Origin of the sequence: Nocardioides sp. QY071, from assembly GCF_029961765.1 — a bacterium.
Taxonomy (GTDB): domain Bacteria; phylum Actinomycetota; class Actinomycetes; order Propionibacteriales; family Nocardioidaceae; genus Nocardioides.
Window position 1 is genome coordinate 1739999 of the sequence record NZ_CP124681.1, and the last position, 15142, is coordinate 1755140.

Genomic DNA, 15142 nt, shown 5'->3' on the forward strand with positions numbered 1-15142 from the left:
CCTCGTGCCCGGTTACAAGCGCGTCCTCCTGAAGCTCTCCGGTGAGGTGTTCGGCGGTGGCAAGGTCGGGGTCGATCCCGACGTCGTGCAGGCCATCGCCAAGGAGGTGAAGGCCGTGGCCGACGCCGGCGTGCAGATCGCCGTCGTCACCGGCGGCGGCAACTTCTTCCGCGGCGCCGAGCTGCAGACCCGCGGCATGGACCGGGTCCGGGCCGACTACATGGGCATGCTCGGCATCGTCATGAACTGCCTCGCCCTCCAGGACTTCCTGGAGAAGCAGGGCGTCGAGACCCGCGTGCAGACCGCGATCACGATGGGCCAGGTCGCCGAGCCCTACATCCCGCGGCGCGCGATCCGGCACATGGAGAAGGGCCGCGTGGTCATCTTCGGCGCCGGGATGGGCCTGCCGTACTTCTCGACCGACACCGTCGCCGTCCAGCGCGCGCTGGAGAGCCGGTGCGACGTCGTGCTGGTCGCCAAGAACGGCGTCGACGGTGTCTACAGCGCCGACCCGAACGTCGACCCGACCGCGACGAAGTACGACGAGCTGACCTACGACGACGCGATCGCCCAGGGCCTGCGGATCATGGACCAGACCGCGTTCGCGCTGTGCGGAGAGAACAAGCTGCCGATGATCGTGTTCGGCATGGAGCCCGAGGGCAACATCCTGCGGGTCGTGCAGGGTGAGAGGATCGGCACGCGGGTCAGCGCAGGCTGAGACACGCTGGACCGGCTGAACAGGCGAGCAGAAGGCAACGAAGGAGAACCGGTGATCAACGACACCCTCAACGAGGCCGACCAGAAGATGGGCAAGTCGGTCGACGCGACCCGTGAGGAGTTCGCGGCGATCCGCGCCGGGCGTGCGCACCCCAGCATGTTCAGCAAGATCATGGTCGACTACTACGGCACCCCGACGCCGCTGCAGCAGCTGGCGTCCTTCGCCTCGCCCGAGGCGCGGATCATCATCGTGTCGCCGTACGACGTCGGCGCGCTCAACAACGTGGAGAAGGCGATCCGCGACTCCGACCTGGGAGTCAACCCGTCCAGCGACGGCAAGCAGCTGCGCTGCGTCTTCCCCGAGCTGACCGAGGAGCGCCGCAAGGAGTTCATCAAGCTCGCCAAGGAGAAGGCCGAGGGCGGCAAGGTCGCCGTACGCCAGGTGCGCCAGAAGGCCAAGCAGGGCCTGGAGAAGCTCGAGAAGGACGGCGAGGTCGGCAAGGACGACGTCACCGGCGCCGAGAAGCGTCTCGACGGCCTCACCAAGAAGCACACCGACGCGATCGACGAGCTGCTCAAGAACAAGGAAGCCGAGCTGCTCGAGGTCTGACGACCTCGCCACGCTCCCGCCCTCGATGTCCTCGACGACTCCGTCCGCGAACGGCGCTGCCCCGAAGAAGGACCACGGCCGCGCCGGCCGGGACCTGAAGGCGGCGGTCGGCTCCGCGGTCGTGCTGCTCAGCGCGATCGCGGCCTCACTGCTGTTCTGGAAGCCGGCGTTCATGGTGATCGTCGCGATCGCCGTGGTCGTCGCGGTGTGGGAGCTGCGCAAGGGGCTGCTCGCCAAGGACATCGACCTGCCCGAGCAGCCGCTGATGATCGGCGGCGTCGTGATGGTCGTCGTCGCCTACCTGTGGGGCTCCGCGGCCCTGGTGACGGCGACCGCCGTGAGCGCCCTGGTGATCATGCTGTGGCTGCTGCGCCGCGGCATCGACGGCTACGTCAAGAACGCCACCGCCTCGGTGTTCGCCTTGGTCTACGTGCCCTTCCTGGGCTCGTTCGTCGCGCTCATGCTCGCCGAGGGCGGCCGTGACGGCGGTGGCCTGGACGACCCGGGCGTGAAGGGGATCATCACGTTCATCCTGGTGACGATCGCCTCCGACATCGGCGGGTACGTCGCCGGCGTGCTCTTCGGCAAGCACCCGATGGCGCCGGTCATCTCGCCCAAGAAGTCCTGGGAGGGCTTCGCCGGCTCGGCCGTGGCCACCGTCGCCGCCGGTGTGGCGCTCGTGGTCTACCTCCTCGACGGCGACTGGTGGATCGGTGTCGCGCTCGGCCTGATCGCGGTCGTCATGGCCACGCTCGGCGACCTGTGCGAGTCGGTCATCAAGCGCGACCTCGGCATCAAGGACATGAGCCAGGTCATCCCCGGCCACGGCGGCCTGATGGACCGCCTCGACTCGCTGCTCGCCACGATCGCGCCGATCTGGTTGCTGCTGCACTACGGCATCTTCACCTGACCTGCCCCGGAGGCTTCGAGGCTGGGCGCTGGGGCGCCTCGCACCTCAACCACCGGGCATGAGGTCGGCCGCCACCTCGCCGAGCACGGCCATCGCGGTGGTGAGCTGATCGTCGGTGAGGTACGGCGCCGGCCCGAACCGCAGGTGCGGTCCCCGGCTGTCGGTCAGCACCCCGCGCTCGGCCAGGGCGGCCTGCAGGCGCGCCGCCTCGGGCGTGAACAGCGTGAGGAAGCCCCCGAAGCCGTCGGCGGGGGTGTCCCGGTCGCGGGTGACGAGGCTGTCGGGCAGGCCGAGCGCGTCGAAGGCGCTCGCGAGCAGGCCGCGCTGGTGCAGCGAGATCTCGCGCAGCCGTGGGGGAGTCAGGCCCTGCTCCGCGAAGAAGTCGAGAACCCGGGCCGCGCGGTAGTGGCTGGTCGGATCGTAGGTCGACCCGGCGAACCGGTCGCTGCCGCGGGCGTAGGCGACGGTGCCGGCCGGGGCCTCGGACAGGTCGCCGAACTCGGCGTACCAGCCGGTGACGACCGGCCGCAGGTCCTCGGCGTGGCCGGGCAGGCGCAGGAAGCAGTTGCCCTCGCCGAGCTGGAGGTACTTGTAGCCGCCGCCGACGACCCACGCGTCGGTGAGGCCCGCGTCCGAGAGGGAGAGCGGGACGACGCCGAGCTGGTGGTAGGCGTCGACGAGCAGCTCGGTGCCGGTGCTGGCGCAGGCGGCGGCGACGGCGTCGAGGCCCGGGACCCGCCGCGAGGTCTCGAAGAGCACCGAGGAGACCACCACGGCCGCCGTGCGGTCGTCGACGGCCGCCGCGATCCGCTCGGCCAGGGTGGCGACCGGTTCGGTCGCCACCTTCACGACCTCGACGCCCGCCTCGGCGAGCCGGTCGAGCTGGCGGCGGGCGGAGTGGAACTCGCCGTCAGTGCTCACCAACCGGGGCCGGGAGCGCAGGTCGAGCGCGGAGAGGAACCGGACGACCAGCTCGTGGGTGTTGGTGCCCAGCGCGACCGCCGCTGCGGGGTCGCCGAGCAGAGCCCGGACGCCGTCGCGGAGCCGCTCGGCCCGCTCGAGCGCTCGGCCCCACTTCTCGTCGACGGCGAGCGCCGCGTCGTCGTACGCCTCCAGCGCGGCCTCCCGCGCGACATCGGGCCAGGCCTGGTGGGAGTGGCCGGTGAGCAGCAGACGGTCGGCCACCCGGAAGCGGGTGTAGTGCTCGGCGAGGCTCACATCTCGCTCCGGATCGCCCACAGGTCGGGGAACAGGGCGCGGGTGACGGTGCTCCACAGGTACGTCGCGCCGGAGGAGCCGCCGGTGCCGGGCTTGGCGCCGATGGTGCGCTCGACCATCTTCACGTGCCGGTAGCGCCACTCCTGCAGGCCCTCGTCGAGGTCGACGAGCCGCTCGGCGACCTGGGCGGCACCGCCGTCGTCGGCGTAGGCCGCCAGCAGCAGCCGCTGGACGTCGGGCGAGGGCTCCCACGGGGTGGTGAGGTCGCGCTCGAGAGCGGCCGCGGGCACGTCGTACCCCTGGGTCACGAGGTAGCGCAGGAACGAGTCGAACACCGACGGGCGTGCCATGGCCCCCGAGATCCGGGTGCGGCCGGTGCTGCCCTCGGGGTAGTGCTCGAACACGCGGGGGTCGCGGCGCCCGAGGGTGGCCTCGAGCTCGCGGAACTGGGCGGACTGGAACCCGCTGGACGCGTCGAGGCGGCCCCGGAAGCTGGTGAACTGGCGCGGCGTCATCGTCTCCAGCACGTCGACCTGCGCGACGTTGACCTTGAGGATCGTCAGCACCCGGCCGAGGGTGTGCAGCGCGCGCGGGGTGTCGCCGGCCTCGAGCCGCTGCTGGAGGCCGGTCAGCTCGTGCAGCATCTGCTTGAACCAGAGCTCGTAGACCTGGTGGATGACGATGAACAGGAGCTCGTCGTGCTCGTCCGAGCGAGGGTGCTGCGCGGAGAGGACGTCGTCGAGGGAGAGGTAGTCGCTGTAGGTGAGCGACGGGTGTGGTTCGGTCACCGGCCCACTCTCACAGAGCGGCCAGCTTCGCTGCCAGTACGACGCGCTCGGACTGGTTCCCGCACAGCCCCAGGGCCAGCTCGAGCTCGGCCCGCGCGTCCTCGGTGCGGCCCATCCGGCGCAGCAGCTCGCCACGCACACCGGGAAGCTGGTGGGAGCCGGCGAAGGCGCCCCGGGCCCTGAGCTCGTCGACGAGCGGCAGCGCTGCCGCCGGGCCGGACGCCATCGACACGGCGACCGCGCGGTTGAGCTCGACGACGGGGGAGGGCGCGATCCTGCCGAGTGCCTCGTAGAGCAGCACGATCCGGACCCAGTCGGTGGCGGCCACCGACCGGGCGCGTGCGTGGCAGGCGGCGATGGCGGCCTGCAGCCCGTAGGCGCCCAGGCCACGGCCGACCGTCTCGGCCCGGCCCAGTGCGGCCAGGCCGCGCTGGATGGAGCGGTGGTCCCATCGGCGGCGGTCCTGGTCCTCGAGCAGGATCGGGGCGCCGGCGGGCGTCGTACGGGCGGGGAAGCGGGCGGCGGTCAGCTCCAGCAGCGCGAGCAGGCCGTGGACCTCCGGCTCGTCGGGGACCAGCCGGGCCAGCACCCGGGCCATGCGGATCGCCTCGCGGGCCAGGTCCGCCCGGATCCAGGCGTCGCCGGACGTGGCCGAGGAGCCCTCGGTGAAGATGACGTAGACGACGCCGAGAACGGCGCGGAGCCGCTCGCGCCGCTCCTCGGGAGGCGGTACGTCGAAGGCGACCCGCGCGGCCGCCAGGGTCTTCTTCGCCCGGGTGATCCGGGCCTGGACGGTCGCGGTCGGCACCAGGAACGCGCGGGCGATCTCGTCGCTGGTGAGGCCGCCGACGGTGCGCAGCGTGAGCGAGACCTGTGACTCGGGGGACAGGATCGGGTGGCAGGCGATGAAGACGAGGGCGAGCAGGTCGTCATCGATCCGGCCGGGGTCCGCGAGCAGGTCGAGGTCGCCGTCTTCGGAGGCGGAGGTGCGGCTCGCGAGGTCGCGCCCGAGGGCGGCGTACCGCTCGTCGCGCGCGGCCCGCCGCCGGAACCCGTCGATCGCCCGGCGCCGGGCCACCGTCAGCAGCCAGCCTGCCGGGTTCGCCGGCACGCCGTCGCGCGGCCACGCGACGAGTGCCTCGGCGAACGCCTCCTGGGCGAGGTCCTCGGCGAGGGCGAAGTCGCCGGCGTAGCGGGCCAGCGCGCCGACGATCCGGGCGGACTCGATGCGCCATACCGCCTCGACGGCCCGCCGGCCCTCGGCGCCGCCCCGGCGGGAGGGACCGGTCACAGCTGGCCGGTCGCCTCGCGCCAGGCGCGCTCCTTCTGGATCCACGGGTTGTCCTGCGGGAACTCGTCGATCGAGGTGATCCGGCGGATCTCGGCCTTCGTGCCGGGCCCGGCGAGCGGTGCCCTCTTGGCCCACTCGGCTGCCTCCTCGAGCGAGGCGACGTCGACGATCCAGTACCCGCCGAACAGCTCCTTGGTCTCGCCGTAGGGGCCGTCGGTGACGACCGGCGGCTTGCTCGAGTAGTCGACGACCAGGCCGGTGGCCGGGTCGGGGTCGAGGCCCTCGGCGGCGATAAGGACCCCGGCCTGGAGCATCTCGTCGGTGTACCGGCCCATCGCCTCCATCACCTCGTCGAAGGGGAGGTCGCTCTCGGCGAAGGCGGCGTCGGCCTCGTCGGTCGCGCGCATGATGAGCATGTACTTCACGGTCGGTCTCCTCGGTCTCGGGGTCGCGTGTCGACCCTTCCACCCCGCAGTCGAACGGGGAACCTCCGGATCGACACTCACCGGATATCCGCTCCTTGGTGTCCGGCCGCTACGATCGCCCGGACATGACTGAGGCAGGCGAGGACCGCGTGGGCGGCGAGGCGGAGACGCTGGACGAGAGGTCCCGGCGCCCCGACTGGTTCCACCGCGGGCACCCCGTCTTCTTCCCGCTCGCCGGCTTCTTCACCGGCATGGTCGCGGTCATCGTCGTGCCCGGCCTGTACGCCGCCATCATCAAGTGGGTCGCCGGCTACAAGCGGGTCGAGGAGCTCTTCCCGTTCGTGCTGCTGATGTTCGTGGTGCCGATCGGGATGCTGGTGCCGCAGCACACCCGCCGGTTCGGCCGCTACATGCTGCTCGGGATGGTCGCCACGCTGGTCGTCGTGGTCGGGGTCGGGGCCGCCGTCGTGTGGTTCCTGCTCAACAAGGACGCCTGAGTCGAGACTGGGCCCGCCGCGGGGGATTGGGCGGGCGCGCTCCCGGGTGGGAGAATCGTCGGGCCATGTCCGAGCAGCCCGACGCGCAGCCGCGCCCGCTTCCCCTCGTCTTCACCGAGCCGCGGGGGCGCAAGAAGCCACCCCGGCACCTCGCCGACCTGAGCGAGGCGGAGCGCAAGGACCTGCTGGTCGAGATGGGCCTCCCGGGCTTCCGGGCCAAGCAGCTCGGCATGCACTACTTCGGCCGGCTGGTCCACGACCCCGCCGAGATGACCGACCTGCCCGCCGGCCAGCGTGCCGAGCTGGTCGGTGCGCTCCTGCCGGACCTGATGGACCCGATCCGGCAGCAGAGCGCCGACAAGGGCAAGACGGTCAAGACGCTGTGGAAGCTCTTCGACGGCTCCCTGGTCGAGTCGGTGCTGATGCGCTACAAGGACCGCGCCACGATCTGCATCTCCAGCCAGGCCGGCTGCGGCATGGCCTGCCCGTTCTGCGCGACCGGCCAGGGTGGCCTGCAGCGCAACATGTCCACCGCCGAGATCGTGCACCAGGTCGTCGTCGGCGCCCGCGCCATGGCCAACGGCGACGTCGCCGGCGGGCCGGGCCGCCTCTCGAACGTCGTCTTCATGGGCATGGGCGAGCCGCTGGCCAACTACAAGGCCACCCTGGGCGCCGTACGCCGCCTCACCGAGCCGGCCCCGTCCGGGCTCGGCCTGTCCGCCCGCCACGTCACGGTCTCGACCGTCGGCCTCGTGCCCCGGATCAGGCAGCTCGCGGGCGAGGGCATCCCGGTGACCCTGGCGCTGTCGCTGCACGCGCCCGACGACGAGCTGCGCAACGACCTGGTGCCGATCAACACCCGGTTCTCCGTCGCCGAGACCGTCGACGCGGCCTACGAGTACTTCGCGAAGACCGGGCGGCGGGTGTCGATCGAGTACGCCCTGATGCGTGACATCAACGACCAGGGCTGGCGCGCGGACCTGCTGGCTGACGTACTCTCCGGCGACGGTCGCGGCACCGGCTGGGTCCACATCAACCCGATCCCGCTCAACGAGGTGCCGGGCTCGCAGTTCACCCGCTCGCGCGAGGAGGACATGGCCGAGTTCGTGCGCCGCCTCGAGGCCAAGGGCATCGCGACGACGATGCGCGACACGCGGGGCAGCGAGATCGACGCGGCCTGCGGGCAGCTCGCCGCGGCGGAGTAGTCGCCCGCGTGCCGGCTCGGGAGCGGGTGCAGGCCGCGAGCGCGGCGTGGGTCTTCGTCCCGGCAGGGGCGCCGCGGGTCGAGGCGGAGGAGTACCTGCTGGTGCGCCACCCGGACTGGAACGAGCGGCCCGTCCAGGTCGCGTGGACCCGCAGCGGCGACCCTGGCCGCCCGGTCGGCGCCGTCGTCGACGAGGTGCTCGCACGGGCCCGGGACCTGGTGGATCCGGCGGTGCCGGCCACGGCCGAGGTGGCGTGGTGGGTGCGGCTCGATGCCCCGGAGGGGCTGGAGCGGGAGCTGGTCGGGCGGGGCGCGGTGCTCGACGAGACGGTCGACGTACTGGCGCTGGACCTCACCGAGGCCGACGCGGGAGCGGCGGCACCCGCGGCCGACGTCGAGCTGCGCTGGAGCAATGACCTCGACGTGTTCGTCGACGCCGTCCGCCTGACCACCGAGGTGCTCGGAGGCACCCCGACCGACCGGGCCACGCTGGAGGCGGTCTTCCCGGGGGAGGCGGCCAAGGTCGCCAGCGGGGGCGGCGGAGCCGTGGTGGCGTACGCCGGGGGCCGGCCGGTGGGGTCCGGCGGCCTCACCGTCGTCGGGGCGGACGGGCGCCTGTGGGGTGGGGCGGTGCTGCCCGAGGCGCGGGGGCGAGGTGTCTACCGGGCAGTGCTCGCGGCGCGGCTGCGGTACGCCGCGGACCACCGCGCCGACCTGGCCATCGTGAAGGGGCGGGTGCAGACGTCCGGACCGATCCTGCGCCGTGCGGGATTCACCGCGCACGGGCAGGAGCGGTCCTGGCTGCTCCCGGTCCGCTGAGGGCGCTTGTAACTAAGTGTTACAGCGCGATTCTTGCTGCCACAACGCCCGGGTAGCGGCCACAGCACCCGGGTAGTCGCCGACGAGCGCGTCTCTGTGACAGCCGGCCACGCTCAGAGGCAGGTCTTGCCGCCAAACCCATCTACCTGGGTGGTGTGGTACCTACCTGGGTGTTGTTGCACCCGTTTTCGTGACGTAACACTTAGTTACAAGGGGCTCAGGCCAGCGGGTTGCCGACCAGCAGCTCGACGTTCCGGTCGTCCGGGCTGCCGAGCCCGGCACCGTGGTCGTGCCAGTCGTTGGCGGCGAGCTCGCGGGCGAGGCCGGCGAGCTGCTCGGCGTTCGCCGTGCCGGCGCCCGCGGAGGCAGGGCCGGCGTGGTCGACCATGGTCGTGAAGATCGACAGGGTGCCGTCGCGGTTGTCGGCGACCTCGATGATCCGGGCCTGCTGTGGCCAGTCGATGTGCGAGGCCGTGGTGATCTCCCACAGTCCGCCACCGCCGGTGCGTGGGCGCGGGGTGATCTTGTTGCGGTGGGTGTGCCCGTTGACCCAGGCGACGACCGACGGCGTCGCGAGCAGCGCGTCGAGCACCTTCGCACCCGTCACCCGGGTCTCCAACGAGCCGCCGGTGGCGATCAGCGGGTTGCCCATGGTGTCGGAGGTGTGGTGGCTGAAGACCAGCACCACCTTGTCCGAGGACTGCGCGAGGAGGGCGCTCAGCCAGGCGAACTGGGTCTTGTCGAGCGAGCCGTCGGCGTACCCGTTGGGGTTGACCGTGTCGAGCACGATGAACCGGAACTGCCCCTGGTCGAAGGAGTAGTACGCCGTGCCCTGCTGGCGGTTGGTGCTCGTGAAGCCGTGGCCGAAGGGTGCGCCGCCGAGCAGGAAGTGCTGCTCGACGATCTGCTTGCGGGTGAGCAGGCGGCGGTTCAGGTCGGGGGTCACGGCCCGGACGCCGGCGTTGGTGACCCCGCTGAGCAGGCCGGTGAGGACGGCGCCGGGGTCAGCGGTGAGGTCCTGGAGGAGCTGGCCCGGGTCGAGGCCGAGCGGCGGCGAGACGATCTTGAGGGCACCGAGCGCGATCAGGTTGAGCTGCAGCGTGGAGGCGGGGAAGTTGCCCTGGGCGAGGCCGTCGTGGTTGCCGAAGACGGAGTACCACGGGATGGTCAGGCCCTCGGCGGTGAACGGGCGGCGGGCGGCGTCGAGCAGGCCGGGCACGACCGGGAAGCCGTACTCCGCGCGCGGGTGGTCGACCGGCTTGCCGGCAGGGTTGCCCTCGGGGTGCCAGTACGCCGGGTCGTAGGTCAGTGGGGCGTTGTCGGCCACGCCCTCCCAGCGGCTCTGGTTGCCGGAGTCGAAGCGCACCGGTCCGCCGTTGAGGAGGTTGATGTTCCAGCGGACCTCGTTGAGCTGGGAGTTGTCCGAGTTGTCACCGGTCTGGATGGCAAGGGCGAGCGGCTTGCCGGTGACCGGGCCGCTGCCGATCCGGTTGATCGCCTTGACCATCGAGTCGGCGACGTGACCGGTGAGCATCTCCTGCGGTCGGTACGACGACGTGAACAGCCCGGTCGAGGGGAGCGGGCTCGGGTCGTCGAGCCGGTCGGTCCACTCCAGGCGCAGCGGCGACTGGGCGTCGACGACGTGGACGTCGCTGAGCTGGACGAAGGAGATCAGGCCCTGGCGGCGGCCGGCGCGACCGGCGTCGCTGAGCACACCCAGCGCCGTGCGCGCGAGGTGCGGCTCGCCGGAGGCGGCGATCACCGAGCGGTAGCCGCCGGTGCCGGCTGGGCCGTAGGCGAAGGTCCGGCCGAGGGTCGCGGGAGCCGGGGCCGGGTCGGCGGAGGCGGCGGAGCGGAGCACGCCCGGGAGCGTGGTGGCGGCGGCAGCGAGACCGCCGGCGGCGATGGCGTTGCGGATCAGGTTTCGGCGAGAGATCTCCACGAAGCAGGCAACGACGCGGGGGTGAGCCGGGTCACGTCGTACCCCTGGCGTTCACGAAAGGGTCGCCGGACACTCGCGCAGGTCCGACCTCCTGTTGACGGGCGCTGCCTAGCGTCGGTGGCATGAGTGAGGCCATGAGTGAGGCCCGGCAGTTGGGGAGCAAGCTCCGCGTCCTGGTGGTCGCCGAGTCCTTCCTCCCGCAGGTCAACGGGGTGACCAACTCGGTCCGTCGGGTGCTCGAGCACCTCGCGGCGGAAGGTCACCACGCCGAGCTCGTGGCGCCGACCGGCCCCGACACCTACGCCGGCTTCCGGGTCCGTCGCGCCCGTGGCGCCAACCTGCCGTTCTACCCGGACTTCCGGCTCGGCCTGGAGACCCGCCGGCGGCTGCGCCAGCGGATGCTGCGGTTCCGCCCGGACGTCGTCCACATCGCCTCGCCCGCGACGCTCGGCTTCCAGGCCGCCCGCGCCGCCGGCGAGCTGGGCATCCCGACCGTCGCGATCTACCAGACCGACCTGGTCGGCTTCGCGGAGCGGTACGACGTCCCCGGCGGTGTGCGTGCGGCGGCCGGCCTGACCCGGCGCATCCACCAGCACGTCGACCGCACGCTCGCGCCGTCGACCGCCAGCATCGACCAGCTCGAGGCGCTGGGCGTTCCCGAGGTGCACCGGTGGGGCCGCGGCGTCGACCTGGTCGCCTTCCACCCGCGGCACCGCGACCGGGCGCTGCGCCGGCGGCTCGCCCCGGACGGCCGCCTGCTGGTCGGGTACGTCGGCCGGCTGGCCGCCGAGAAGGAGCTGGACCTGCTGACCCACCTCGCCGACGACCCGCGCTATGCGCTCGTGGTCGTGGGCGGCGGGCCCGAGGAGCAGCGGCTGCGCGGCCTGCTCGGCGACCGGGCGCGCTTCCTGGGCCTGCTGCACGGCGACGAGCTGAGCCGGGTCTATGCCTCGCTCGACGTGTTCGTGCACACCGGCCGCTACGAGACCTACTGCCAGTCCGCGCAGGAGGCGCTCGCCTCGGGCGTCCCGGTGGTCGCCCCGGCCGCCGGTGGCCCGGTCGACGTCGTCGCGCACGGCGCCTCCGGCCTGCTCTACCGTCCCGGCGACGGCGCGGACCTGGCGGCGTGCGTCGACCGGCTGGCGGGTGACGTCGAGCTGCGCGGCCGGATGGCCGCGACCGCCGTCCGGGCCGTGCAGGAGCGGTCCTGGTACGCGATCAACGAGCAGCTGGTCGCCCACTACCGCGCGGTGCTCGGCTGCGCGGTCAGCGCACGGGCTGCCTGACGAAGAGGTCCGCTGCCTCCTCGACCGTGTCGACGAGATGGACGTGTTGCTCCATCGCACGACCACGGGACAGGGCCCGCAGCAGCGGCCAGGCCGGGAGCTCCTCGGTCCAGTAGCGGTGGCCGACGAGCACCATCGGCGCGACGGCGTCGTCGCTCGCGTAGTAGTTCTCGCACGCGTCCTGGAAGATCTCCTGGACCGTGCCGCCGGCGCCGGGCAGGAACACGATCCCGGCGTCGCACACCATCAGCAGGATCGCCTCGCGCAGGGCGTTGCGGAAGTACTTCGCGATCGCGGTCGCGAACAGGTTCGGCGGCTCGTGGCCGTAGTGCCAGGTCGGGACGCCGAGCGACGGCGTCGGGTCGGCGACCAGCGCGAGCGCCCCACGGGCGGCGGCCACCCACTCGTCGACGGATGGCTTGAAGGACGGTACGGCGGCCACCCGCCGCAGCGCCTCGGCGAGCGCCTCCGGGGGAGCGGCGGCCAGCCGGCCGCCGAGGTTGGCCGCCTCCATCGCGCCCGGCCCGCCGCCGGTGGCGACCACGTGGTCGCGGCCGAGCAGGGCGCCGAGGCGGGCCGCCTCGGCGTACCCGGGGGTGCCGCGGTCCGCCGCGTGCCCACCCATGACGCCCACCAGGCCGCGCCCCACACCGGCGACCCACGCGCCGAGTGCGTTGTCGATCGCCTGGTCGTGGAGCACCTCGGCCAGGGCCTCCGCGGGGCCTGAGGTGGCCAGCGCCCACTGGTAGGCGCGGCCGTCGAAGGTGTCGGCGTAGCGCGGCGCGTCGTACAGCTCGTCGGCGGTGTAGAGCCGGGTCCGCGTGATGTCGAGGCCGGCGACGTGGGTGCCGGCGACGGCCCCCGCCCCGGCCTCGAGGGCGTGGTCGTCGTCCGTGCGGCACTCGACGACGACGCTGCGGGTGCGGGGTCTCCTCACCCTCCGGAACCTATCGGAGTCCATCCTGCGGACAGCCCCTCCGGACAAAATGGAGTAATTAACTACAGTTAAGTCAGAAAGCAGCCACCGACAAGGAGCCCGCGATGACCCACCGCCCCGAGACCCTCGCCGTGCACGCCGGCCAGGAGCAGCCCGACCCCGCTACCAATGCGCGGGCGGTGCCGATCTACCAGACGACGTCGTACGTCTTCAACGACACCGAGCACGCCGCCAACCTGTTCGCGCTGGCCGAGCCGGGCAACATCTACACACGGATCATGAACCCGACCCAGTCGGCGTTCGAGGAGCGCGTGGCGCAGCTCGAGGGCGGCGTGGGGGCCCTCGCGGTCGCGTCCGGCTCGGCGGCGATCACCTACGCGGTGCTCAACCTGACCTACGCCGGCGACAACATCGTGGCCATCTCCACGCTGTACGGCGGCACCTACGCCCTGTTCGCGCACACGTTGCCGCAGTACGGCATCGAGGTCCGCTTCGTCGACCCGAACCGGCCCGAGGACCTGGCCCAGCACGTCGACGGGAGGACGAAGCTGGTCTTCGCCGAGACCGTCGGCAACCCGAGGATCAATGTCGTCGACATCCGCGCCTGGGCCGACGCGGCCCACGCCGAGGGCCTTCCGCTCGTCGTCGACAACACGGTCACGACGCCGTACCTCGAGCGGGTCTTCGACCACGGCGCCGACGTGTCGGTGCATTCGGCGACCAAGTACATCGGCGGCCACGGCACCTCGATCGGCGGCGTCATCGTCGACTCCGGCAACTTCGACTGGGCCGCGCATTCCGACCGGTTCCCGGGCCTGACGACCCCGGACGCGGCGTACCACGGCGTGGTCTGGACCGAGGCGGTCGGCAACCTCGCCTACATCATCCGCGCCCGCACCGTGCTGCTGCGCAACACCGGCGCCGCGATCGCGCCACTCAACTCGTTCCTGTTCCTCCAGGGGCTGGAGACCCTGCACCTGCGCCTGGAGCGGCACAGCGAGAACGCGCTCGCCGTCGCGAAGTACCTCCAGGGACACGAGGCGGTGGCGTGGGTGAGCTATCCGGGCCTGGAGACCGACCCGTCGCACGCGCTCGCCAACCGGCTCTTCACCGGCAAGGGGTACGGCGGCCTGGTCTCCTTCGGGTTGACGTCCGGGCGCGACGGCGGCAAGCGGTTCATCGAGTCGCTCGAGCTGTTCAGCCACCTGGTCAACATCGGCGACGCCAAGTCCCTGGCGGTGCACAACGCGACCACCACCCACTCGCAGCTCACGCCCGAGGAGCTCGAGGCGGCCGGGGTGCCCGAGGACCTGGTGCGGCTCTCGGTCGGCATCGAGAACGTCGACGACATCATCGCCGACCTCGAGCAGGCGCTGATCGCGGCCAAGTGAGCACTGCCGCCGCGACCGGCTCGGTCGGGCTCGTCACCACCCGGCGGGCCGTGCTCACGCAGCACGGCCCGCTGGTGCTGGCCTCCGGCGCCGAGCTCGCGCAGGTCGAGGTCGCCTACGAGACGTACGGCGAGCTGTCGCCCGCCCGCGACAACGCGGTGTTCGTCTGCCACGCCCTCACCGGTGACGCGCACGCCGCGGGGTGGCACGAGGGTGCCCGCCGCCCCGGCTGGTGGGACAACCTGATCGGGCCCGGCAAGGCGCTCGACACCGACCGCCTCTTCGTGGTCAGCGCCAACCTGCTCGGCGGCTGCTCGGGCACGACCGGCCCGTCGTCGCCCGATCCGGCGACCGGCCGCGCGTACGGCCCCGACTTCCCGGCGCTCGACCTGGCCGACCTGGTGGCGGCCCACCGCGGCCTGCTCGACCAGCTCGGCATCGAACGCCTGCACGCTGCCGTCGGCGGATCGCTCGGCGGGATGCAGGTCCTGGAGTGGGCGTTGCAGGAGCCGGACCGGATCGACCGGGCGGTCGTCGTCGCCGCCAGCTCCCGGCTGACCACGGAGAACATCGCGTTCTCCGCGGTCGCCCGGGCCGCGATCCTGGAGGACCCCGACTTCCACGGCGGCCGGTACGCCGAGCACGGCGTCACGCCGCGCCACGGTCTCAAGGTGGCCCGGATGATGGCCCACATCACCTACGTCTCGGGACAGTCGCTGGCCGCGAAGTTCGGTCACGCCCGCGACACCTCCGGCACCGAGAAGCGGCTGGCCGCCGACTTCGAGGTCGAGCACTACCTGCAGCACCAGGGGGAGAGCTTCCTGGCGCGCTTCGACGCCCTGTCGTACCTCCACCTGACCCGGCCGATGGACTACTTCGACCCGTTCGCCGCCCACCCGGACGTCGTGCCGTCGACCCGGTTCCGGCTGGTCTCCTTCGACTCCGACTGGCGCTTCCCGACCGCCCACTCGCTGCGCATCCGTGACCAGCTGGCCGCCCGCGGCGTCACCGTCGACCACACCGAGGTCGCCTCGCCGTGGGGCCACGACTCGTTCCTGCTGGAGCCGCGCGGCTACCACGACCTGGTGCGATCCTTCCTCGGCTGAC

At 72.3% G+C, this 15142-nt stretch carries 15 protein-coding genes; 9 read left to right on the forward strand and 6 right to left on the reverse strand.

Annotated features, from left to right (window positions below; translation table 11 throughout):
• Positions 1-4: 4 nt before the first annotated feature.
• From pyrH to QI633_RS08390, 3 genes are read left to right on the forward strand one after another with little or no spacing between them, the layout of a single operon-like run.
• On the forward strand, positions 5-718 hold the full coding sequence (gene pyrH, locus QI633_RS08380) for a UMP kinase (protein WP_141799583.1): 714 nt from the start codon (positions 5-7) through the stop codon (positions 716-718).
• 54 nt (positions 719-772) lie between these two features.
• Positions 773-1327, forward strand: a complete 555-nt coding sequence (gene frr / locus QI633_RS08385; RefSeq protein ID WP_222118016.1) for a ribosome recycling factor — start codon at positions 773-775, stop codon at positions 1325-1327.
• A 25-nt stretch (positions 1328-1352) separates the two neighbouring features.
• A complete protein-coding gene (locus QI633_RS08390; protein ID WP_141799581.1) occupies positions 1353-2237 on the forward strand; it encodes a phosphatidate cytidylyltransferase in 885 nt (294 codons plus the stop codon).
• 45 nt (positions 2238-2282) lie between these two features.
• Here QI633_RS08390 and QI633_RS08395 read toward each other — a convergent pair whose 3' ends face one another.
• From QI633_RS08395 to QI633_RS08410, 4 genes are read right to left on the reverse strand one after another with little or no spacing between them, the layout of a single operon-like run.
• A complete protein-coding gene (locus QI633_RS08395; protein ID WP_282428661.1) occupies positions 2283-3455 on the reverse strand; it encodes a hypothetical protein in 1173 nt (390 codons plus the stop codon).
• Positions 3452-4243 (reverse strand): tryptophan 2,3-dioxygenase family protein, encoded by a 792-nt coding sequence (locus tag QI633_RS08400; RefSeq protein ID WP_282428662.1) that lies wholly within the window; start codon positions 4241-4243, stop codon positions 3452-3454. Before QI633_RS08400 ends, QI633_RS08395 begins: the two co-directional genes overlap by 4 nt.
• Positions 4244-4253: 10 nt before the next feature.
• Positions 4254-5534, reverse strand: a complete 1281-nt coding sequence (locus QI633_RS08405; protein WP_282428663.1) for a sigma-70 family RNA polymerase sigma factor — start codon at positions 5532-5534, stop codon at positions 4254-4256.
• Complete coding sequence (locus tag QI633_RS08410; RefSeq protein WP_222118015.1) at positions 5531-5950, reverse strand: YciI family protein; 420 nt, start codon at positions 5948-5950, stop codon at positions 5531-5533. The genes QI633_RS08405 and QI633_RS08410 overlap by 4 nt, the downstream gene beginning before the upstream one ends.
• Positions 5951-6084: 134 nt before the next feature.
• Between QI633_RS08410 and QI633_RS08415 the strand changes: the two genes are divergently transcribed.
• The 3 genes from QI633_RS08415 (at position 6085) to QI633_RS08425 (ending at position 8479) form a co-directional block, all read left to right on the forward strand.
• Positions 6085-6456, forward strand: a complete 372-nt coding sequence (locus QI633_RS08415; RefSeq protein WP_141799578.1) for a hypothetical protein — start codon at positions 6085-6087, stop codon at positions 6454-6456.
• A 65-nt stretch (positions 6457-6521) separates the two neighbouring features.
• The gene (gene rlmN / locus QI633_RS08420) at positions 6522-7661 is read left to right on the forward strand and encodes a 23S rRNA (adenine(2503)-C(2))-methyltransferase RlmN (protein WP_282428664.1); all 1140 of its coding nucleotides are present in this window, start codon (positions 6522-6524) and stop codon (positions 7659-7661) included.
• 8 nt (positions 7662-7669) lie between these two features.
• The gene (locus QI633_RS08425; RefSeq protein WP_160158291.1) at positions 7670-8479 is read left to right on the forward strand and encodes a GNAT family N-acetyltransferase; all 810 of its coding nucleotides are present in this window, start codon (positions 7670-7672) and stop codon (positions 8477-8479) included.
• Between the two features lie 217 nt (positions 8480-8696).
• Here the strand turns inward: QI633_RS08425 and QI633_RS08430 are convergent, their stop codons facing one another.
• The gene (locus QI633_RS08430; protein WP_282428665.1) at positions 8697-10421 is read right to left on the reverse strand and encodes a TIGR03767 family metallophosphoesterase; all 1725 of its coding nucleotides are present in this window, start codon (positions 10419-10421) and stop codon (positions 8697-8699) included.
• 122 nt (positions 10422-10543) lie between these two features.
• On the opposite strand from QI633_RS08430, the gene QI633_RS08435 reads away from it, so the two are divergent.
• On the forward strand, positions 10544-11707 hold the full coding sequence (locus QI633_RS08435) for a glycosyltransferase family 1 protein (protein ID WP_141799575.1): 1164 nt from the start codon (positions 10544-10546) through the stop codon (positions 11705-11707).
• Here QI633_RS08435 and QI633_RS08440 read toward each other — a convergent pair.
• Complete coding sequence (locus tag QI633_RS08440) at positions 11688-12644, reverse strand: Rossmann fold nucleotide-binding protein (RefSeq protein ID WP_282428666.1); 957 nt, start codon at positions 12642-12644, stop codon at positions 11688-11690. The two genes, QI633_RS08435 and QI633_RS08440, sit on opposite strands and share 20 nt — an antisense overlap.
• Positions 12645-12748: 104 nt before the next feature.
• Between QI633_RS08440 and QI633_RS08445 the strand changes: the two genes are divergently transcribed.
• Both QI633_RS08445 and QI633_RS08450 read left to right on the forward strand, forming a co-directional pair.
• A complete protein-coding gene (locus QI633_RS08445; protein ID WP_282428667.1) occupies positions 12749-14035 on the forward strand; it encodes an O-acetylhomoserine aminocarboxypropyltransferase/cysteine synthase family protein in 1287 nt (428 codons plus the stop codon).
• Positions 14032-15141, forward strand: coding sequence for a homoserine O-acetyltransferase (locus QI633_RS08450; protein WP_282428668.1), 1110 nt, complete (start codon positions 14032-14034; stop codon positions 15139-15141). The genes QI633_RS08445 and QI633_RS08450 overlap by 4 nt, the downstream gene beginning before the upstream one ends.
• The last annotated feature ends 1 nt before the right edge of the window (position 15142 follow it).

Coding starts and splice junctions, on each gene's coding strand:
- QI633_RS08390 (WP_141799581.1), top strand. CDS start 1,353: ATGTCCTCGACGACTCCGTCCGCGAACGGCGCTGCCCCGAAGAAGGAC.
- QI633_RS08410 (WP_222118015.1), bottom strand. CDS start 5,950: ATGCTCATCATGCGCGCGACCGACGAGGCCGACGCCGCCTTCGCCGAG.
- QI633_RS08415 (WP_141799578.1), top strand. CDS start 6,085: ATGACTGAGGCAGGCGAGGACCGCGTGGGCGGCGAGGCGGAGACGCTG.
- rlmN (WP_282428664.1), top strand. CDS start 6,522: ATGTCCGAGCAGCCCGACGCGCAGCCGCGCCCGCTTCCCCTCGTCTTC.
- QI633_RS08435 (WP_141799575.1), top strand. CDS start 10,544: ATGAGTGAGGCCATGAGTGAGGCCCGGCAGTTGGGGAGCAAGCTCCGC.
- QI633_RS08445 (WP_282428667.1), top strand. CDS start 12,749: ATGACCCACCGCCCCGAGACCCTCGCCGTGCACGCCGGCCAGGAGCAG.